Raw genomic sequence first — 20,689 nt, forward strand, 5'->3', positions numbered from 1 at the left:
AGGAATACCGTTCAGATCGAAGGCCGGCCGCCCGTCCCGTGGGTGCCGGTGACGTGGACGAGGATCTCGTCGAGAGTCGAGAACAGGACGGAGGGTGCCTGCGCCGCCAATGCCTCTGGCTGCGTATAACCCCAGGACACGGCCCCGAAGGCAATGCCGAGGGAATGCGCGGCCTCGACGTCGCGGATTTCGTCGCCGATCGCGATCGCCTCGCCGGGGCGGAAACCGGCCTGCCGCAGCAGGTGCCGCATGCGGGCGGACTTGCCGAAGACCGAAGCCCCGCAGGCATAGTGATCGATCAACCAGGCATTCGTGGGCCCCAGCGTCCGGCGCACGTTGCTTTCGACATCGGAACTGACCACCGCCAGCGTCACGCCGCATTCCTTCAGGCGACGCAAGGTCGCCGGCACGCCGGGAAAAAGGCGCATGCGATGGTGGTCGCGGGCCTTCAACCGGCGCATGTGCCGCACGATGAACGGCAGTTGCCAGCGTGGGACGCCGAGTTCCTGCAGCGTCTCGCGCGCGCCCAATGAGCGGAGGGCTTCCAACCGGGCGTCGTCCAGGCGCGCGAAACCGAAGTGCTCGGCGACGTCGTTGATCACGTCCTGGAACCAGGGGAAGGAATCGGTCAGCGTGCCGTCGGAATCGAAGATGACGAGACGGTAGCGGGGGGTCATGGCGTGCCGTATGCCCGCTTTTGCCAGGCATGGCCACCCCCCGGGCGCCGGTTCACCAATACAACTCAGGGGCGATAAACCGACCCGGTCCCTGCTGGCCTGCATCACACGCCCCGAAGAATGAGGCGGCCGTGCTTGCCAATGCAGCACAGGAGGACCAAGCTATTGACCATCCACGGCATCAGATGGGAGCCGGGCATGCGTCGTCTTATTCTTGGCGTGGCCTTCCTGCTGCTTCTGGTCGCTGCACTCGCCATCCCCGCCGTCCGGCGCCCGCTCGGCACGGGTGTGGAGGCGGCCTATCACGGTGTTGCCGCGCATCTTCCCTGGAGCCCGCCCGCCCGCATCGCCGAGCAGGCCGAGGGGGCGCCGCCGGAGCGCGCGGCCATCATTTCCGAACTCAGCCGGGTCGCCGAGCAGCGGCAAAGCCTCAAGCCCACCGACGCCACCCGTGCGCGCATGCACGAATTGCTGCGCCGCGCCGCCGCGATGATGGCCGGCAGCGAGGCAATGGGATCGCTGCGCGACATGCAGGAGGCGCGTGGCCGGCTGCGTGACCTCGACGCCCGCATCGCCGACGGCCTGCTGGCCGGACATGACGTGAAGGAATTGCAGCAGGCGCGCGGCAAGGCCGCCGTCGACCTCACCCGCGCCACCGACGACTTCGCGCGGCGGCTCACCGAACTGGGCGTGCCGATGACCCCCGCCCAGGCGGAGATGATCGCGATCGCGCCGAACGGCGACGACATGGTGGCGCTGCTGGGCATGCAGGCCAATGTCGCCCACTTCGTCACACAACTGCGCGAGACGGTGGAGCAGAACCGCGGCAACACCGACCTGCTGCGGCGCTACTACGGCCTGAACGTCGTGCTCTGCGAGATGGTGGAAACGCTGCAGACCGACGTGCGTGACCGCATCCGGGACCGCTATCTGCCACGGCTGGCCGGGATCGAGCAGGAGAACCTCGCCCTGCAACGCAAGGCCGAGGAAAAGCTGCGCGAGGCGAGCGGGCCCGAGCGGGACGGCTACGCCGGCAACCTGCGCGCGCTGCAGGGCACGGCGGAGATCATGCCGACCTATCGGCGCTACCTGGCACAGCAGGGCGCGCAGCTCGACGAGGCCATCCGGCGCACCCAGACCCTGCTCGACCTCGCCGCCAACACCGCCAGCACCATGGAGAACACGGCGGAGGTGCTGGACATGGTGAATGCCGCCAACCGCGATGTCGGCGCGGTGATCAACCTGGTGCCGCCCGGCACGCTGCCGCTCGACAGCGACATGCTGCGCCAGGAATTCGAACGCCTGTCACGCAAGCTGAGCGAGCCGACCAGCTAGGCGGTCGGCCAACTGAAACGGGCGAAGGAGCCGTTGCTTCTCAGCACGGCTCCTGTTGACGCAAGAGGTTGCCTCAGCCTGGACCCGGCCCGCGCGAGGACATCGCAGGCCGGCATGCTGCGACGCCCGGCCTCAGGCGGCCTTGACGCCGCGGATGAAGTCGCCGACCTCGCCGCCCAGCATCTCCGACTGGCGCGACACGTCCTCGGCGGCTTTCAGCACATCGGCCGCCGCATCCCCGGTCTCCGCCACCGCACGGCTGACCCCGGCGATGTTGCGCGTGACCTCCTGCGTGCCGGCGGCGGCCTGCTGCACGTTGCGGGCGATTTCCTGCGTCGCCGCGCCCTGTTCCTCCACGGCGGCGGCAATGGTGCCGGCGATCTCGTTCACCTCGTCGATCGTGGTGGCGATGCCCTGGATCGCCACCACCGCATCCTGGGTCGCCGCCTGGATCTGCCCGATCTGCGTGGCGATCTCGTCGGTCGCGCGGGCAGTCTGGCTGGCGAGGGCCTTCACCTCGCTGGCCACCACGGCAAAGCCGCGCCCGGCTTCGCCGGCCCGCGCCGCCTCGATCGTCGCGTTCAGCGCCAGCAGGTTGGTCTGGCCGGCGATGTCGCTGATCAGCCGCACCACCTCGCCGATCCGCTGCGCGCCGTCGGACAGGGCGCGGACGGTGGCGTTGGTGCGCTTCGCATCCGCCGCGGCGCGGCCCGCCACCCGGCTGGACTGCGCCACCTGACGGGAAATCTCGGCGACGGAGCTGGAGAGCTGCTCCGCCGCCGCGGCCACGGTCTGGACATTGCCGCTGGCCTGCTCCGCCGCGCGCAGCACGGCGCCGGCCTGCTCGCGGCTCTGCCCGGCGCCCTGCGACATCGTCCGGGCGGTGGCCTGCAACTCGGTGGCGGCAGAGGCGAGCACGCCGACGAGCTGCCCGACCGAATTTTCGAAGCCGCTGGTCAGCGCCTCCAGCCGGGCCGCCCGTTCCACCCTGGCCTGCTGCGCCCGTGCCTGTTCCTCCACCATCCGGTCGGCGGCGATGATGTTGTCCTTGAAGACCTGGACCGCACTCGCCATCGCGCCGATCTCGTCACGCCGGCCAAGCCCCTCCACCGGCGTGGACAGGTCGCGGGCGGCGAGGCGGCGCATGGTTTCCGTCATTGCCTTGACCGGGCCGGCGATGCCGCGGGCGGTGCCCACCGCGATCGCGCCACCGGCCAGGACCAGCAGGCCCAGCACGACAGAGATCATCGTGGTGGCCGCGGCGCCGATCTCGGCACTGTGCCGGGTCGCCGCCCCGCCATGGTCCAGGGCGAAGTCCAGCCCCGTCCTGACGGTTTTGCGCACCTGCAGCAATGGCTGCTGCATCTGCATGAACAGGATGTCGTAGGCGACGTCCTTCTGGCCGGCCCGGACCGCGATCGCCAACCGCTCCGATGCCGCCCGGTAGGTCAGCCATGCCGCCTGGATCGCCTCGGCGAGGCGGCGTTCCTCGGCGGTCGCGACCATGGCGGCGAAGCGCGCCTGGAGGCGGTCCATGGCGGCCAGGCTCTCGGTGACATCCCCGATCTGCTTGACCAGTTCCGGCCCGCTCCGCAGCAGGGTCTGCGATTCACGCGCGCGCAGCTTCTCGAATTCCGTGGAAAGCTGCCCGAGCACCTGGCCCATCGGCATCCATTTTCCGGCGACCACCGCGCCGGCATCCCTGACCGCGCCCAACCGGCCGATCGAGAACAGGCCGATCCCCAGGGTGCAGCACAGCATCAGAAGAAAAGCCGAGGCAATCTTGCCGCGAATGGTCAGGTTCCGGAAGGCGCGCATGCGAAAAGTCCTTCTATGGCCGTTAGCGCGCTCCCCCTTTTGTATCCGGCATGTTTGTGCCGCAGACGCGCCAGAAACCATTGGTTTCGATGCCAAATTGGTGGCGGAATTGCATGCGAAAGGCAATGCAAAAATTTTCGCATACCGCATCCAGAATCCGGCAATGAACTGCCTGGCGAGGCGGCCAAGCCCCGCAATTCCAGCCAGATATTCGATTAATTAATTGATATTAAAAGATAAATTTTCTTTGCCCCATGCACGGCGCCAGGTCACCGGCAGGATGGAGGCCCCGTTATGGGCCGCCGATCTCCGTGCGAAAATACAAGTGTTTCGAGAAAGCAGCGATGCCGGACCGGTCGGTCAGGCGCTATGCTCTTGGTTTCGCGCTCCGCCGCGCAGCCAGGGCCGCCTCGCGGCCGGCAACCCGGCCGAGCCCGACCGCCGTCAGCAGCCCGTTCCCGGAAAGATAGCCACTGGCCGCCGGGCCGGACACGCCACAGGCAGCGCCGCCCGCGGCATAAAGTCCGGGGATCGCCGTGCCGTCCTGCCGCATCACACGGGCCGCCGTGTCCACCACCAGGCCGCCCTGGGTATGGAACAACGCCCCGGTCACCCGCACCGCCCGCAACGGCGGGACGAGCACGGGCGCCTGCGCGAAGTCACGCCCGAACCGGTCACGGCCCTGCCCCGCCTTCAGGCGATCGACCTCGGCGAGCGTCGCCAGCAGCGCCGGCGCGGGCACCGCCATGCGCGCCGCGAGCGAAGTGGCATCCGGGGCCTCCAGGATCGCGCCGATCGCCTCGGCCTGCCGGAAATCCTCGAACTGGCGCGCGATTCCGGCGATCCGGGCATCGAAGATCGTCCAGGCGATGCCACCGGGCTGGCGCAGCACCGCGGCGGCCTGTTCGGAATAGCCCAGCGCCTCGTTGGAAAATCGCGTCCCGGCGGCGTTCACCTGGACACCACCCTCGGTGATGGTGGCCCAACTGATCAGGATGCCGGCGGGATGGGCGACCGAGCCGTGGCCCTGGTAGCCCGACAGATGCCGCGTCGCCGCCCCCAGCGCCTCACCCCACAGCAGCGCGTCGCCCTGGTTGCCCTCGTGGCCGAAATAGAGCGCCCCGGCCATCTCCGGCACGTGGCGGGCCACCAGCGCCTTGCTGCCGCCATAGCCGTTGCAGGCCAGGACCAGGGCATCGCAGCCGACCCGTTCCTCGGCGCCGTCGGGACGGCGATAGACGACGCCACGCACCCCGCCGGCATCGGCCACCACCGCGGTCACCTGCGCATGGCACAGCAACTCGGCGCCGGAGCCCTCGACGGCGGCCCGCAGCGCATCCACCAGTTCCCGCCCGGAGCGGGATGGCAGGCCATGCATCCGGCAGGCGCCATGGCCGGGATAGCGGAAATCGGTGATGACGGAAAAGTCCAGCCCGTAGCCCGTATGCAGCCATTCCAGCGCCGAACCGGCCGCGTGGGTGACCAGCCGCACCAGTGCCGGATCAGGCGTGTCCTGTGCCTTCGCCATGATGTCGCCGGCGAAGCGCTCCGGGCTGTCGGCGATGCCGGCGGCGCGCTGCCAGCGCGTACCGGCGGCGGGGATCAGCCCGGCCGAGAGCGCGGTGGAGCCGCTCGGCACCGGGTCGCGCTCCAGCAGCAGCACCTCGGCGCCGGCCTCGCGCGCCGCCAGCGCGGCGACCAGCCCGGCCGCGCCGCCGCCCACCACCACCACCGGAAAGCTCAGGTCAAACCCGGCCGGATCCGGCGCCAGGATGGTCATTGTGCCGTGTCCGCCTGCATCACTTCGGCGAGGGCCTCGGCGATGCGGGCGATGCGGCAGACCGGCCGCAGCGCCGCGATCGCCGTCTTGTGCGTCGCCGGATCGAAGGCGGCGCACCCGTCCTCCAGCACCGTCACGTCGAAATCGCGCACATGCGCGTCGCGCACGGTCGAGGCGACGCCGCCATTGGTGACGATGCCGCCCACCAGCAGGCGCCGGATCCCGGCCTTGCGCAGCACCCATTCCAGCCGCGTCATGTAGAAGGCCGAATAGGCGATCTTCTCCACTGTGAAATCCGCCGGCTGCAGCGCGTCCACCAGCCGGTGCCCCCAGGCCCCCGGCGCGAAGTCGCCGCGCCCGAGAAACGGCCGCAGCGCCTTCAGGTGCGGCGAGATGATCGGCTCGCCGCCGCGCCCGGGCACCAGCGTGAACTGCGTGGCGACCACGCAGCCGCCGGCCCGGCGCAGCGCCTGCGTCAGCGGTACCAGACGGCCCGGCAAGGCCGCGCTCGCCGCCGCGACCTGCCCGGCCCGGCCATAGGCCCCGGCGGGATCGAGAAAATCGTTCTGCAGGTCGACCAGCAGCAGCGCGGTCTCGGCCGGGGGAATGGCTTCGGTCATGGCGCGGGCTCGAGAATGACGTTGCCCCACGCATCGACCCGCGCCGTCAGGCCGGGATCGACGACGATGGTCGCGTCGGGCTGCTCCAGGATGGCGGGGCCGGCGAGCACGCTGCCCACCGGCAGCAACAGGCGCGCGAAGATCTCCGCCTCGTGCCAAGCCCCGTCGAACCAGACCGGCCGGGTGCCGAGCCGCGCCTGCTCCAGCGAGGCCTCGGGTCCCGGCGCCAATGCCGCGAGATCGAAATGCGGGCGCCGGCCGATCGCGGTGGTGCGCAGGTTGACGATCCGTGCCGGCACGCCGGGCAACAGCCGGCTGAACGATTCCTGGTAGGCCGCCTCGAAGGCCGCGCGCGCAACGTCTTCGGTCAGGCCGGTGGTCCCGCCCGTCACCGTGAGCGGCAAGGGCACCGTCACGGTGTGGGTCTGGCCGACATAGTGCATGTCGAAGGCAAAACTGAGATCGACGCGCTCCATGGCGAGGCCGGCGGCGTCCACCACCGCGCGGGCGGCGCGTGCCTCCTCGACCATGCGCCGGTCCAGCGCCCCGGCATCGAGCCCGTCGAGGGCAAGGTTCACCGTCTGCACCTGGTCATGCCGGATATCGGCAATGACGCAGCCCAGCGCCGAGGTAACGCCGGGATAGCGCGGGATCAGCGCCGCCTTCAGCCCGACATCGCGCAGCAGGGCACCGGCATGCAGCGCGCCCCCTCCCCCGAACGGCACCGCGGCGAAGCGCGCCGGATCGTGGCCGCGCTCGATCGAGACGAGGCGGATGGCGCCGGCCATGTGGCCATTGGCCACGCGTACGATCGCCTCGGCCGCCTCCATCACCGACAGGCCGAGCGGCCCGGCCACCGTCGCGGCGATCGCCGCGCGCGCCGCCTCGACATCCAGCCGCGCCAGCTTGCCGCCGATCGGGCGCTCGGCATTGATGCGGCCCAGCACCACATTGGCGTCGGTCAGCGTGGGCCTGGTGTTGCCACCGCCGTAGCAGACCGGACCGGGGCGGGAGCCGGCGCTCTCCGGCCCCACCTGCAGCAGCCCGCCGGCATCGACCTGCGCGATCGAGCCGCCGCCGGCGCCGATCGTGGTGATCTCGATCATCGGCGTGCGGATCACCAGGCCGAAATCGATGGTGGTCTGCGCCGCCAGCGAGGTGCCGCCGCCCACCACCAGCGACACGTCGAAGGAAGTTCCGCCGAGATCGCCGGTGATCACGTCCGGGAAGCCAGCGGCGCGCGCGATGGCGGCGGCGGCGATCACCCCGGCGGCGGGGCCGGACAGCGCCGTGCGCACCGGCAGGCGCCGCGCCGTCGCCGTCGACATCACCCCGCCATTGCTCTGCACGATGTGGAAGCGGCCGTCGAACCCGTCCTCGCGCAGCGCCGCGTCCAGCTTGCCGAGATAGCTGCCCACCACCGGCTGCAGATAGGCGTTCAGCGCCGTCGTCGAGGTCCGCTCAAATTCGCGGATCTCCGGCAGGATCTGCGTCGAGCAGGCGATGTTGCCGTTCGGCCAAACCGCCTCGGCGGCGGCGAGCGCCGCGCGTTCATTGGCGGGATTGGCGTAGCTGTTGACGAAGACGATGGCCAGCGCCTCGGCCCCCGCCGCCAGCAGGTGCCGCGCGGCGGCGGCGACTTCGGCCGGATCGACGGCCTCGCGGATGGTGCCGTCGGCCAGGGTACGCTCGCCCACCTCCAGGCGCATGTCGCGGTCCACCACCGGCACGAAATCACCGGTCAGCCCCCAGGTGCGGCGGCGGTCGCGCCGGCGCATCTCCAGCACGTCGCGGAAGCCGCGCGTGGTGATCAGGCCGACGCGCGCACCTTTGCGTTCGAGCAGCGCGTTGGTGCCGACCGTCGTGCCATGCACGATCGAGCCGAGCGCGGCCACGGCGCCGAACTGGCGCAGTCCTTCGAGGAAACCCACCGCCTCGTCGCCGCGGTTCGACGGCACCTTGGCGGTACGGAAGTGCCCGGTGGCCTCGTCGTAGAAGAACAGGTCGGTGAAGGTACCGCCGACATCGACGCCGACGATGGTCGCCGCGCTGCGGGACTGGCTCATGCCGTCTCTCCCTGCCGCGCGGCCGCCGCGGCGCTGACATAGCCGAGCGCGACATCGCGGGCGACCGCCTGCGGATCGCGCCGCGCCGGATCGCCCCAGCCACCGCCGCCGGGGGTTTCCAGCCGCACCCGCTGCCCGGCGCGGATCGACACATCGGTGACCTTGGACACCATGGGCGGCGACCGCTCGCCGTCGTCGGCCTGCCAGATGAAACGGTTGAGCGCCGCGGCGCCGCCACCGGCGACCCCGAACGGCGCTGCCTTGCCGCGCTCGCCCAGCAGCGAGACCGAGGCATCGGTCAGCGCCTCGATCTCGTAGATCGCCCCGAGCCCGCCGCGATGCGTGCCCGCCCCGGCCGAATCCGGGCGCAGCGCCCATTGCGTGAACATCACCGGATAGGCCGCCTCCAGGATCTCCACCGGCGGAATGGTGGCAGTGGAAATCGGGTTGTTGGCATGGCTGAGCCCGTCGCCCTCGGGATTGCCGCCCAGCCCGCCGCCGAAGAAGGAGAACATCACCCAGCGCGAGCCATCCGCCCGGTAACCGGCCAGCGACAGCGCGTTGATGGTACCGAAGGGGCCGGCCATCGCCCGCGACGGATCGGCCTGCGCCAGCGCGCCGAACACCACGCCGATCAGCCGCAGGATGGTTTCGGTGTAGCCCGCCACCGGCCGTGGCGCCCGCGCACCGAGCAGCGAGCCGTCGGTGATGACGAACTCGATCGGGCGCAGGCAGCCGGCATTGGCCGGCACCGCGGTGAAGACGTGCTTCAGCGCCACGTAGCAGGCGGCGATGGTGGTGGCACGGGAGATGTTGATCGGCCCCTGCGCCGCCGGCGAGGAGCGCGAGAAATCCAGCGTCATCGTCCCGTCGCGGATAGTCAGGTCGAGCGCCACCGTCAGCGGGTCGTCGGTGATGCCGTCATTGTCGAGCGTGTCCTCGAAGGAATAGCGGCCTTCCGGCAGCGCCCGGATCGCCGCGCGCATCAGCGCCTCGGCACGGTCGGAGAACTGCACGAAGGCGGCGGCGAGCGTGGTGTCGCCGTACTCGTCGAGCAGCGCGGCGAAGCGCTTCTCGCCGAGATCGAGCGCGTTGAGCTGCCCGTTCAGGTCGCCCCAGTTGCTGGTCGGCACCCGCGCATTGGCCGCGAGGATGTCGAGCAGGTCGGTGTTCATTCGCCCGGCGCTGATCAGCTTCACCGGCGGGATGCGCACGCCTTCCTGGAAGCTCTCGGTGGCCTTCGGGTTGTAGCCGCCCGGGACGTTGCCGCCGATGTCGAGCCAGTGTCCGACCGAGGCCATCCAGCAGAACAGCCGCCCGTTGCGGAACACCGGCCTCACCAGCCGGAAATCATTCAGGTGAGTGCCGCCGTCGTACGGGTCGTTGAAGAGGAAGGTGTCGCCCGGCTGCAGCCCGCCCTCGCGCGCCACCTTGTCGATGACCGCCTTCACCGCGAAGGCCATGGCGCCGACGAAGATCGGCAGGCCGTTGGATCCTTGCACCAACGTCGCGCCGGTCTCAGCGTGATAAAGGCCGTGGCAGGCATCCCGCGCCTCGGCGATGATCGGGTTGAATGCCGAGCGGTACAGCGTCGCGTCCATCTCGTCGGCGATCTGCTCCAGCCGGCCCTTGAGGATCGCCAGCGTGACCGGATCGACCTGGGTGGGGTTGCTCATGCGTCGGTTCCCTTGCCACTGGCGTAGGCCTGGCCGAGCGCCAGCATCGCCGGCGTGCCGATCAGCGCATTGAGCGCGCCGAAATCGAACATGCGGTCGGCGAAGGGGGCGTTGGTGCCGTGCCGCGCCAGCGAGCCGTAGTATTCCTGCGCCGTGCGTGCCAGCGCCCGCACGATGCCGCCCGGGAAGATCACCAGCCGGAAGCCGATCTCCCCAAGCTCGTTCGCCGAGGCGAGCGGCGTGTCGCCGCCTTCCACCATGTTGGCCAGCAAGGGGCGCAGTCCGCCGAGTTCGGCGGTGACGGCGGCCAGTTGCGCCCGGTTGCGCGGCGCCTCGACGAACAGCACGTCGGCACCGCAGTCCGCGTAAAGCCGCGCCCGTTCGATGGCCGGCCCGAAGCCTTCCACCGCCACCGCATCGGTGCGCGCGATGATCAGCGTCGCCTCACTGGTGCGGGCATCCACCGCCGCACGAATCTTGCCGGCCATCTCGGCCGCCGGGATCAGCGTCTTGTCCTGCAGATGGCCGCAGCGCTTCGGCAGGGTCTGGTCTTCAAGCTGGATGGCATTGGCGCCGGCCCGCTCGAACAGCCGCACCGTGCGCTGCACGTTCAGCGCATTGCCGTAGCCGTTGTCGGCGTCCACCACCAGCGGGGTCGGCACGCGGTCGCGCACCAGCGCGATCGTCTCCACCACCTCGTTCATCGACACCAGCCCGATATCCGGGCGCCCGAGCCGCGTATAGGCAATCGCCGCGCCGGAGAGATAAAGCGCCTCGAACCCGGCCGCCGCCGCCAGCGAGGCGGTCAGCGCGTCGTACACCCCCGGCGCCAGCAGCACCGCTTGCTGTTGCAGCCTGTCCTTCAGTCCCATCGCGACACTCACCATTCCTTGCGCGAGAAGCCCCGGCTACAGGCCGAGATAGGTCCGCTTCAGTTCGGGATCGTTGCGCAGCACGGCGGCCGGCCCGGAGAGCGCGCAACTGCCGTTCTCCAGGATATAGGCGCGGCCCGCGATCTCCAGCGTCTGCACCACGTTCTGCTCCACCAGCAGGATCGCGAGTCCTTCGGCGTTGAGCCGGCGGATCAGCGCGAACATCTCCTCGACCAGCAGCGGCGACAGCCCGAGCGAGGGTTCGTCGAGGATCAGCAGGCGCGGCTCGGCCATCATGCCGCGGCCAATCGCCAGCATCTGCTGCTCGCCCCCGGACAGCGTGCCCGCGCGCTGCCGGGCGCGCTCGTGCAGCCGGGGAAAGATTTCGTAGATATGGGCAAGATTGACGTCCCGCCGCGCCCGCCCGCGCCGGTAGCTGCCAAGCAGCAGGTTGTCGCGCACGGAAAGGTCGGGAAAAATCCTGCGTCCTTCCGGGACATGGATCAGCCCGGCGGCGACGATGGCAGCGGCCCCGGCGCGATCGATGCGGGCACCATCGAAGCGGATCTCGCCGCCCAAGGGCCGCAGCACGCCGGACAGCGCCTTGTTGAGCGTGGTCTTGCCGACGCCGTTGGCCCCCAGCACGGCGACGATCTCGCCCGCCTCGACCCGCAGGTCGAGGCCACGCAGCACCTCGACGCCGTCATAGCCGGCGCGCAGCCCGCTGACCTCAAGCATGCGCGGCCGCCTGGATGCGCGCGGCCATGCCATGGCCGAGATAGGCCTCGATCACCGCCGGGTCCTCGCACACCTCGCGCGGCGGGCCATGCGCGATCATCCGCCCCTGCGCCAGCACGTAGACATCCTCGCACAGCGCCATCACCGCCTGCATCACGTGCTCGATCATCAGGATGGTCACCCCGCCCTCGCGGATCGAGCGCAGCACCGGCAGGATGTCGCGGATCTCCGAGGGATTGAGCCCGGCCAGCACCTCGTCGAGCAGCAGCAGCCGCGGTTCGGTGGCCAGCGCCCGCGCCAGTTCCAGGCGCTTGCGCCCGGCCACCGTCAGCGCCGCCGCCGGCTGGTCCAGCATCGGCCCGAGCCCAACCCGTTCGGCGACGCGGGCGGCATGGCCCATGGCATCGGCCCGATGGGCATGCCGCAGATAGGCGCCGACGGCGATGTTTTCGTGCACCGACAGCCCGGCGAAGGGCTGCACGATCTGGAAGGTACGGGCGATGCCGCGGCGCGCGCGCAGATGCGGCGGCTCGGCGGTGACGGCGGTGCCGGCGAAGCGCACTTCGCCGCCGCTGGGCGGCACGAAGCCGGAAATCACCCCGAACAACGTCGTCTTGCCGGCGCCGTTCGGCCCGATCAGCCCGACGATGGCCCCTTCGGCGACGGTCAGCGAGGCATCGGCGATGGCCTGCAATCCGCCATACCACTTGGAGACCTGCACGACGTCCAGCATCACGCCTCCCCGGCGGGCCGGCCCTGCGCGGACCGCCGCCATGACCGCAGCCGCCGCACCGAGCCGACGATGCCGGCGGGCGCGAAGGCGATGGTGAGCACCAGCAGAAGGCCGAACAGCACCAGGTCGGCGCCGTTGACCGAGACGGCGATGCCCTTGGTCAGTTCGGCCAGCGCGTGCAACGCCAGCGCGCCGATCACCGGCCCGGTCACGGTGCCGACCCCGCCGACGATCGCGGCCAGCAGCGCCTCGACGGAGATCCAGGCGCCGTAGGCGATATTGGCATCGAGATAGAGGAAATACTGGACATAGAGGCACCCGGCGCAGGCGGTCATGCCGGCCGAGAGCACGATCGCCTTCAGCTTGGTCGCCAGCACATCGACGCCGAGCGCCCGCGCCGCGTCCTCGTTCTCGCGCACCGCTACCAGCTGCGCGCCGAAACGGCCGCGTTCGAGGACGCGCCCCAGCAGCAGCGCCGCGCCGACACAGGCCACAGCGATCCAGGCGAAGGACGCACGGTCCTGGAACTGGAAGTTCCACGGATCGGGCGCCAGCCGCACCAGCAGCCCGGCGGCCCCGCCGGTGATGTCGGCGGCATTGGCGAGGATACGCAGCACCTCGGCGAAGGCCAGCGTCACCAGCGCGAAATAGGAGCCCCGCAGGCGGGCCCGGAACACCAGCAGGCCGATCACTCCGCCGATGGCGGCCCCGGCGAGCACGCCCAGCCCGGCGGCCAGCCAGGCATTCACCCCCAGGCGGATCTGCAGCACGGCGGTGACATAGGCGCCGGTGCCGAAGAAGGCCGCGTGGCCGAAGGAAAACTGGCCGCCGAAGCCGCCCAGCAGGTTCCAGCCCTGGGCGGCGATCGCCACGATCAGGGCGGTGACCAGGAAATTGAGGAAGCTGTTGGAGGCAAAGGCCGGCACGATCGCCAGCGCCGCCACCAGCGCCAGCAGCGGCAATAGGTCGCGTGGCTTCATGCCCGGGCCCCGAACAGGCCGGCCGGGCGCAGCAGCAGGACCAGGATGAAGATCAGGAAAATGCCGATCTGGCCGAGGCTTTCGCCCAGCACCAGCCCGCACAGGCTTTCGATCACGCCCACGAACAACCCCCCGAGCAAGGCGCCGGGCACCGAGCCCATGCCGCCGAGCACGACGATGGTGAAGGCGACCAGCACGAAGGCATTGCCGACGCGCGGATTGACATAGAAGGTCGGCATCAGCAGGCAGGCCGCCACCGCGAGACAGGCGCAGCCGAGCCCGAAGGTCACGGCATAGATGTGGTCGACATTGATCCCGACCAGCCGGGCGCCGAGCTTTTCCCGGGCGACGGCGCGGATGGCGCGGCCGGTATCGGTGGCTGCCAGCAGCAGCCACAGCGCCAGCGCCACCAGGACCGATCCGGCGAAGCCGATCAGGCGCGGCTGCGAGATCAGCATCGGGCCGATCTCCACTACCTGGAAGGACGCATCGCCGGCCAGGGTGCGGGTGTCGGAGTGGAACACCGCCAGCAAGCCGTTCTCGATGGCGATCGACAGGCCCAGCGTGACCAGCAGCACGTTGCCGTCATCGCCATGCGCCGCCGGGCCGATGACGCAGCGTTGCAGCGCGTAGCCGATGGCGAAGAACGCCGCCATCAACGGCAGGATCGCCAGATAGGGATCGACGCCCCAGGCGGCGCCGAGCCCCCAGACGGCGAACATCGCGCAGGTCAGCAGGGCGCCATGCGCGAAGTTGATGATGTGCAGCACGCCGTAGACCAGGGTCAGGCCGAGGGCGACGAGCGCATACACCGCACCGGTGAGCAGGCCGTTGGCCACGGCCTCGCCGATGATCGCGGGGGAATACATCCGGCCCTTGCCTCAGCCCTGCCCCGGTCGCATCGCCGGCTCAGCCCTTCACCGGAAACATCGGCTTCGCGTCGGCGAAGCTGTCCGGGAAGATCACCCGGATGGTGCCGTCCTGCACCTGGGTGTTGACCGGCGCGGCGCCCTGGTTCTGGCCGCCAACGAAGCGGGTCGGCCCGTACGGCATGATGTGGCCGGTGAAGGTCGAGGCAGCCAGCGCCTCGATGATCTTGCCGCGATCGGCGCTGCCGGCCCGCTCGATCGCGTCGGCCATCAGGCGGACGCAGGAATAGTTGAGCTGGACATTGTAGGTCCACAGCCGGCCGGCGGCCTCGACCTTCTTCTGCAGCGCCTGGGCGGCCGGGTTGCGCGGATCGGCCCAGTGGTTGCAGTCCATCACCCCGGCGGCGGCGTCCGGGAACTCGCGCACGAAGCGGTAGTTGGAGGCGGCGCCGTTCAGCACGCAATAGATGCCCTTCGGCCGGATGCGCTGCTGGCGCATGGTGCGCGCGAGCAGCACCGATTCGCCGTAGTAGCTCGACGGGATCACCAGATCGGGCTGCAGGGCGCGGATGCGCAACGCCACGTTGGACATGTCGCGCGCCGGCGTCGGGTGGGCGATGGTTTCCAGGATCTCGAAGCCGCGCTTCGGCAATTCGGCCTGCATCAGCTTCGCCAGCCCGGCGCCGAACAGCCCGTCCTCGTGCACCAGCACCACGGTCTTCGCCGGCCGCCCCACGGCGTCGTTCAGGCGCGCGAGGTTGTCGAGCGCCACCGTGGTCACCTTGCCGAAGCCGGGCGCGAAGCGGAAGGTATTGGCCAGGCCGCGCTGCACGATCTGGTCGGAGACGCCGACATCGACGAGGTACGGCAGGTCGTAGCGCGCGGCGGCCTGACTGGCGGCGAGGCAGATCGGGCTGGCATAGCCGCCGACGATCGCGGCCACACGCTCGTTCTGCAGGCGCTCGACTTCCTGGGTCGCCGCTTCCGGATTGGAGCGGGCATCGCCGAACACCATCTCGATGCTCGCCCCGCCCAGCGCCTTCAGCCCGCCGGCGGCGTTGATTTCCTCGATCGCCAGCTGCGCGCCGAGGCGGCCAAGCTCGCCGTCCTGGGCCAGCGCGCCGGTCACCGGCTGCAGGATGCCGATCCGCACCGGCGCGGGGGCCGCGCGCAGGATGGCCGGCGCCCCCACTGCCAGCGCGGCGCCTGTGCCGAGCAAGGCCCGCCGGGTCAGGCGGCGGGCGGGATGGCGGTCGCGGCGGGTCTCGCGATGGCTCACTGCGGTGGCTTCCTGTGCTGGGGGGAGGACGACGCGGCGGGGGCCGGGCGGGCCGGCGCCTGGGCCGTGGGGATCGGGCTCCATCGCCGCGCCTCGGGCGTGCCGGTGCGCAGCAGGTCCATGGTGAAGCTGAAACGGTCCGGGCGGTACAACGCGTGCAGGTGCTCCACGCCGTGTCCGCCGTCATCCTCGACGACCCGCACCAGCGAGAGCAGCGGCGCACCGATCTGCACTTCCAGCGCCTCGGCGACATCCGGCCCGGCAAGGGTGGCGCCGATGGTCTGGCGGGCCCGCGCGGGGACGATGCCGGAGCGTTCGAGCAGGCTCAGCAGCGGCGTCGCCGCGAGATCGGCTTCCGTATAGGTCTGGCCGATCCGCTCGGGCACATGGGTGGTCAGCCAGGAGAACGGCGCGCCTTCCAGCAGACGGATGCGCACCGAGCGCTGCGCCCGCTCCGCCGTGGCAAGCCCGAGCGCGCGCGCCACCGCCTCGGTCGGCGCCACGTAGCCGAACTGCAGCAGCCGGACGGTGGTGCGCCGGCCCATTTCCTTCAGATGGCTGAACACATCGGCGAGATCGGCGCAGACCGCCTGTTCCATGCCGGTCTCGCGCACGAAGGTGCCGGAGCCGGGCTGGCGGCGCAGCAATCCTTCCTCGGCCAGCAGGTCGAGCGCCCGCCGCACGGTCATGCGGGAAACGCCGTGCTCGGCGGCGAGGCCGGGCTCGCCGGGCAGGCGCGTGCCGGATGGCAGCTCGCCACTGGCGATTCGCTCGCGCAGCAACAGATAGAGGCGGCGTGCCTTGAAGGGTTCGACGGAGGAATCCAAGGGCTGTCCCCGGGCCGAAGCTGTTCTGAAATCCGATCAGCTATCTGTCTAAGATATAGGACATGTTGCTTGCGTCAACACGGTATTTGCGGAATTCTTGGGCCATCACGCCGGACGCAGGCGCGTCGGCAAGCAAATGCATACGGATTGATCGCAAAATGATCATGGATTGTGCAGCGCAATGACCGGGGCACCGCGCACGCTGTTCGACAAGGTCTGGGACAGCCACGTGGCCGCGCACCGCGCCGACGGGCAGGATCTGCTGTGGATCGACCGGCATTTCCTGCACGAAGGCTCGCACCATGCCTTCGGCAAGCTGGCGGCGCGGTCGGCGCGGGTGGCACGACCCGACCTGACCTTCGGCGTCGCCGACCACTATGTGCCGACACGCGGCCCGATCACCGATCCGGTGGTGCGCGACATGGTCGAGCGGCTGCAGGCCAACACGGCCCGGCATGGCGTGCGCCTGTTCGGGCCGGGCGATCTGCGCCAGGGCATCGTCCACGTCGCCGGGCCGGAGCTGGGGCTGACCCTGCCCGGCCTGACGGTGGTATGCGGCGACAGCCATACCTCGACGCACGGCGCCTATGGCGCGATCGCCTTCGGCATCGGCGCCTCGGATGTCGCGCATGTGCTGATGACGCAGACATTGTGGCAACGCCGGCCGAAGCGGCTGCTGGTGCGGGTGGACGGACGGCCCGGCGCGGGGGTGACGGCGAAGGACATCGCGCTCAGCGTCATCGCCCGGCTGGGCGCCGACGGCGCGCAGGGCCATGCCATCGAATATGCCGGCGAGGCAGTGCGGGCGCTGTCGATGCAGGGGCGCCTGACGCTGTGCAACCTTTCGATCGAGAGCGGCGCCCGCTGCGGCATGGTCGCCCCCGACGACACCACCTTCGCCGACCTGCGCGGTCGTCCCTTCGCGCCCGTCGGCCCGCTCTGGGAGCAGGCCGAGCGTGACTGGCGCGCCTTGCCGGGCGATGCCGACGCGGCCTTCGACCGGGTGGTGGCGCTAAGTGCTGCGGAGATCGTGCCGGTGGTCAGTTGGGGCACCAACCCCGAGGACGTGCTGCCGGTCACCGCCCGCGTCCCCGATCCGGCCCGCATGGCCGACCCGGGCCGCGCCGCGCATGTCCGCGACGCGATCGACTACATGGGCCTGCGCCCCGGACAGGCGCTGACGGAACTGCGCGTCGACCGGGTCTTCATCGGCTCCTGCACCAACAGCCGTATCGAGGATTTGCGCGCCGCCGCCGCGGTGCTGGCCGGGCGGCGGGCCAGCGTGCCCGGGCTGGTCTCGCCCGGCTCGGCGCAGGTGAAGCAGCAGGCCGAGGAAGAAGGCCTCGACCGCATCTTCACCGCGGCCGGGCTGGACTGGGGCGGGCCGGGATGTTCGATGTGCGTCGGCATGAACGGCGACATGCTGGCGCCGGGAGAGCGCTGCGCCTCTACCACCAACCGCAATTTCAAGGGGCGCCAGGGGCCGGGCTCGCGCACCCACCTGATGTCGCCGGCGATGGCCGCCGCCGCGGCGCTGACCGGCTTCCTGACCGATGTCCGCGCGCTGTCGCGGGACCCGTCCCCGGAGGCACGCTGATGCAACCCTTCCGCCGCCTGACCGCGATCGCCTGCCCGCTGCCGCTGACCGGCGTGGACACCGACCAGCTAATCCCAGCGCGCTTCATGAAGCGCACCCGCGCCGAGGGCTATGGCGACGTGCTGCTGCACGATCTGCGCTTCGATGCCGCTGGCGCCCCCGTCCCCGATTTCCCGCTGAACCATCCGCAACGCCAGGGCGCGGCGATCCTGGTAACGCGGCGCAATTTCGGCACCGGCTCGTCGCGCGAGGCCGCGGTCTACGCGCTGGCGGACCATGGCATACGCTGCGTCGTCGCACCGAGCTTCGGCGACATCTTCGCCGCCAATGCGGTCAATAACGGCCTGCTGCCGGCGCGCGCGGAGGAAGCCGATGCCGAAGCCTTGCTCGCCCTGCTGGCGGGCGGATTGACGGACCTGACCGTCGACCTGGACACCTGCCGCATCCAGGCCGGGGAACACGCGGTGAGCTTCGCGGTGGATCCGGTCTGGCGCACCAAGCTGCTGAATGGCTGGGACGACATCGACCTGACGCTGCATCACCTGCCGGACATCGATGCCTTCGTCGCGCGGGACCGCGTGGCACGGCCCTGGGCGACGCCCCCGGCGGCATGAGGCAGGGCGTCCCCCATAGGCGCCAGTTTCAGGTTGATCCGATGCGGAGCGGCATGATTCCAGCAGCCTTATGTGGACGCCCCCCGGGGATCAAGCGACGATGCCCCCGAACCGGAGCAAGCCCGGGGGCGAAGGACGCTGCGCCGATCTGCCCTGCATCCCTGGCCAGGATATGCCGGGGTGGCGCCGTGCCCTGGCTCAGGATCGCTCCGGACCAACCCGGTTTTCGGACGGGTCCACGCCACCGAGGCCGGCGGTGATCTTCCCGGCGACCTGCCGCGCGGCCGTGCCGATCCGCTCCACCTCGGCCCAATCGGCCTGCGGGATCATCATGGTCACGCTAATCGCCGCGGTGACGGCGCCGAGGTGATCGAAAATCGGCGCTGCCACACAGCGGATCCCGAGATCACATTCCTCATCGTCGATCGCGAAGCCGCGCGCGCGGGTGCGCTCCAGCTCCTCGAACAGCCGCTCGCCGCTGTCGATCGAGTTCGGCGTGCGCTTCGGCAGGCCCTCGGCAATCCGTTCTTCCGCCACCCGCCGCGGCGAATGGGCCAGCAGCGCCTTGCCCAGCGCGGTCGCGGTGATCTCGCGCCGCTGGCCGATGGTCGAGACGATGCGGATGCCACGGGTCGCTTCGACCTTGTCGATGAACACCACCCACTGCTTGTCCATGATGCCGAGATGAGCGGTGTGGCCGGTCTCCTCCACCAGTTCGCGCAGAAGCGGCTGGGCGACGCGCCGGATGTCGAGACCGCCGAGGCACTGGGCGGACAGCAGCAACAGCTTCGGCCCCAGCCGGTAGCGGCCGGTCGCGTCCTCCTGGATGGCAAAACCCGACCGTTTGAGGTCACCCAGCAGACGATGCACCGTCGGACGGGGATGGCCGACATGGTCGACGAGGTCGGTCAAACGGATCCCGCCGCCCGACTTCAGGGTGAGCTCGCCGAGCGCCATCAGGATTTCGAGGGCCTTGTCGGCTGAACTCTGACGACGGTCATCCGCCGGATCACCGAAACCAGAACGCGAGAGAGGCTGTTGCATAAACTCCAGGATCCTTTTATCGTCCGCATATCGGACGTGATGTCCGATATGCGGACTTTTTAGGCCAATTCCGGCCGCTGACGAACAGACCACCGGCGAGAAGATGCAAATTCCGGCCGCCGACCAGCAGACCTCCGGCCAGACGATGCACTCCCGTTGCGATCAGGGTTCGCCCCCGGTCGTGGCGAAGAACGCCCTCTCGTCGGCCGTCGCGATCCTCGCGCAAATCGACGTCTCGTCCTGCCGTCATCAGCAATGCCAAAGACGGCGGCACTCGGCAACGCCTCGCGCGGGCGTCCTCAATCCGAGCACCTTGAAAGTCGTATCATGTTTCGCCCAAACAAACTCAAATCAAGAATAATATCCGGCGAGAAATCGCTTGGAACATGGGTACAAAGCGCCAGTCCAATTTACGCAGAAATGGCAGCTTCTGCGGGATTAGACTTCATCATTGTCGATCAGGAACACGGCCCAGGCGGGCTTGATACCGCAATCGACATGATGCGGGCAGCATCGGGATCGCAGACGACCGTCGTGGTTCGCGTGCCGCCAGGCGATCCGGTCTATGTCAAGCGGCTGGTCGAGGCCGGAGTCGAGGCGATCCTCGTGCCGATGCTCGACACGCCCGCCCAGGCGCGGGAAATCGTCGCGGCCTGCCGGTTCCCACCACGCGGCACCCGCGGCAACGCCTGGGAAGTGGTACGCGCCTCCAGCTACGGCTTCACCACCGACTATTACGCGCAGGCCGACGATAACCTGTTGATCATCGGCCAGATCGAAACCGCCACCGCGGTGGACAATGCCCGCGAGATCGCCGAGGTCGACGGCATCGACCTGCTGTTCATCGGCCCGTCCGACCTCTCTTCCAGCATCGGCCTGCCGGGACAGACCGGGGCACCGGAGGTCGAGCGATTGATCGCCCGCACCGTTGAAGCGGTCAAGGCGGCCGGCAAGCCGCTGGCCACCGTTCCCCGCCAGGGCCGCACCTGGCAGCAACTGTTCGATGACGGATTCGTCGTCGTCCCCTGGGGCAGCGATATCGCCTTCTATCGACAGGCCCTGTCCGCGGTGATCGACGACTACCGGCGCTACACCGCCGCACGATAAGGGCCGTCACCAGGACGGGCCTTCCTTCCAAAATCAAAACAACGACTTCTCAGGCAG

Annotated in this window: 18 protein-coding genes; 4 read left to right on the plus strand and 14 right to left on the minus strand. The window is 69.9% G+C overall.

Features of this window, described 5'->3' with window-relative positions:
* Positions 1-11: 11 nt before the first annotated feature.
* Entirely contained in the window at positions 12-677 is a 666-nt protein-coding gene (locus tag NBY65_RS00650) for an HAD hydrolase-like protein (RefSeq protein WP_150040946.1), read from the minus strand.
* 198 nt (positions 678-875) lie between these two features.
* On the opposite strand from NBY65_RS00650, the gene NBY65_RS00655 reads away from it, so the two are divergent.
* Entirely contained in the window at positions 876-2,012 is a 1,137-nt protein-coding gene (locus NBY65_RS00655; protein ID WP_150040947.1) for a hypothetical protein, read from the plus strand.
* A gap of 132 nt (positions 2,013-2,144) precedes the next feature.
* Here NBY65_RS00655 and NBY65_RS00660 read toward each other — a convergent pair whose 3' ends face one another.
* The 12 genes from NBY65_RS00660 to NBY65_RS00715 all read right to left on the minus strand — a co-directional run bounded on the left by NBY65_RS00660 (position 2,145) and on the right by NBY65_RS00715 (position 16,270).
* The gene (locus tag NBY65_RS00660; RefSeq protein WP_162530557.1) at positions 2,145-3,830 is read right to left on the minus strand and encodes a methyl-accepting chemotaxis protein; all 1,686 of its coding nucleotides are present in this window, start codon (positions 3,828-3,830) and stop codon (positions 2,145-2,147) included.
* Positions 3,831-4,197: 367 nt separating this feature from the next.
* On the minus strand, positions 4,198-5,610 hold the full coding sequence (locus tag NBY65_RS00665; RefSeq protein ID WP_150040949.1) for an FAD-dependent oxidoreductase: 1,413 nt from the start codon (positions 5,608-5,610) through the stop codon (positions 4,198-4,200).
* Complete coding sequence (locus NBY65_RS00670) at positions 5,607-6,230, minus strand: cysteine hydrolase family protein (RefSeq protein WP_150040950.1); 624 nt, start codon at positions 6,228-6,230, stop codon at positions 5,607-5,609. Before NBY65_RS00670 ends, NBY65_RS00665 begins: the two co-directional genes overlap by 4 nt.
* Positions 6,227-8,296, minus strand: coding sequence for a hydantoinase/oxoprolinase family protein (locus NBY65_RS00675; protein WP_150040951.1), 2,070 nt, complete (start codon positions 8,294-8,296; stop codon positions 6,227-6,229). Before NBY65_RS00675 ends, NBY65_RS00670 begins: the two co-directional genes overlap by 4 nt.
* Positions 8,293-9,972 carry a hydantoinase B/oxoprolinase family protein gene (locus NBY65_RS00680; RefSeq protein ID WP_150040952.1) on the minus strand — a complete coding sequence of 560 codons (1,680 nt, stop codon included), beginning with the start codon at positions 9,970-9,972 and terminating at the stop codon, positions 8,293-8,295. The genes NBY65_RS00675 and NBY65_RS00680 overlap by 4 nt, the downstream gene beginning before the upstream one ends.
* Entirely contained in the window at positions 9,969-10,844 is an 876-nt protein-coding gene (locus tag NBY65_RS00685) for an isocitrate lyase/PEP mutase family protein (protein WP_150040953.1), read from the minus strand. Before NBY65_RS00685 ends, NBY65_RS00680 begins: the two co-directional genes overlap by 4 nt.
* A 36-nt stretch (positions 10,845-10,880) precedes the next feature.
* Entirely contained in the window at positions 10,881-11,582 is a 702-nt protein-coding gene (locus tag NBY65_RS00690) for an ABC transporter ATP-binding protein (protein ID WP_150040954.1), read from the minus strand.
* Entirely contained in the window at positions 11,575-12,315 is a 741-nt protein-coding gene (locus NBY65_RS00695) for an ABC transporter ATP-binding protein (protein WP_150040955.1), read from the minus strand. The genes NBY65_RS00690 and NBY65_RS00695 overlap by 8 nt, the downstream gene beginning before the upstream one ends.
* On the minus strand, positions 12,315-13,295 hold the full coding sequence (locus NBY65_RS00700) for a branched-chain amino acid ABC transporter permease (protein ID WP_150040956.1): 981 nt from the start codon (positions 13,293-13,295) through the stop codon (positions 12,315-12,317). The genes NBY65_RS00695 and NBY65_RS00700 overlap by 1 nt, the downstream gene beginning before the upstream one ends.
* Positions 13,292-14,164 carry a branched-chain amino acid ABC transporter permease gene (locus NBY65_RS00705; protein WP_150040957.1) on the minus strand — a complete coding sequence of 291 codons (873 nt, stop codon included), beginning with the start codon at positions 14,162-14,164 and terminating at the stop codon, positions 13,292-13,294. The genes NBY65_RS00700 and NBY65_RS00705 overlap by 4 nt, the downstream gene beginning before the upstream one ends.
* A gap of 40 nt (positions 14,165-14,204) precedes the next feature.
* Complete coding sequence (locus NBY65_RS00710; RefSeq protein ID WP_239002791.1) at positions 14,205-15,443, minus strand: ABC transporter substrate-binding protein; 1,239 nt, start codon at positions 15,441-15,443, stop codon at positions 14,205-14,207.
* Positions 15,440-16,270, minus strand: a complete 831-nt coding sequence (locus tag NBY65_RS00715; protein WP_150040959.1) for a GntR family transcriptional regulator — start codon at positions 16,268-16,270, stop codon at positions 15,440-15,442. The genes NBY65_RS00710 and NBY65_RS00715 overlap by 4 nt, the downstream gene beginning before the upstream one ends.
* A 181-nt stretch (positions 16,271-16,451) precedes the next feature.
* Between NBY65_RS00715 and leuC the strand changes: the two genes are divergently transcribed.
* The gene (leuC, locus tag NBY65_RS00720) at positions 16,452-17,867 is read left to right on the plus strand and encodes a 3-isopropylmalate dehydratase large subunit (protein WP_150040960.1); all 1,416 of its coding nucleotides are present in this window, start codon (positions 16,452-16,454) and stop codon (positions 17,865-17,867) included.
* Entirely contained in the window at positions 17,867-18,481 is a 615-nt protein-coding gene (gene leuD, locus NBY65_RS00725) for a 3-isopropylmalate dehydratase small subunit (protein WP_150040961.1), read from the plus strand. The genes leuC and leuD overlap by 1 nt, the downstream gene beginning before the upstream one ends.
* Positions 18,482-18,679: 198 nt before the next feature.
* Here leuD and NBY65_RS00730 read toward each other — a convergent pair whose 3' ends face one another.
* Complete coding sequence (locus NBY65_RS00730) at positions 18,680-19,525, minus strand: IclR family transcriptional regulator (RefSeq protein WP_150040962.1); 846 nt, start codon at positions 19,523-19,525, stop codon at positions 18,680-18,682.
* Positions 19,526-19,852: 327 nt separating this feature from the next.
* On the opposite strand from NBY65_RS00730, the gene NBY65_RS00735 reads away from it, so the two are divergent.
* Positions 19,853-20,632, plus strand: a complete 780-nt coding sequence (locus tag NBY65_RS00735) for an HpcH/HpaI aldolase family protein (RefSeq protein ID WP_150040963.1) — start codon at positions 19,853-19,855, stop codon at positions 20,630-20,632.
* Positions 20,633-20,689: the final 57 nt, after the last annotated feature.

The organism is Rhodovastum atsumiense, from assembly GCF_937425535.1.
Classification (GTDB): Bacteria; Pseudomonadota; Alphaproteobacteria; order Acetobacterales; family Acetobacteraceae; genus Rhodovastum; species Rhodovastum atsumiense.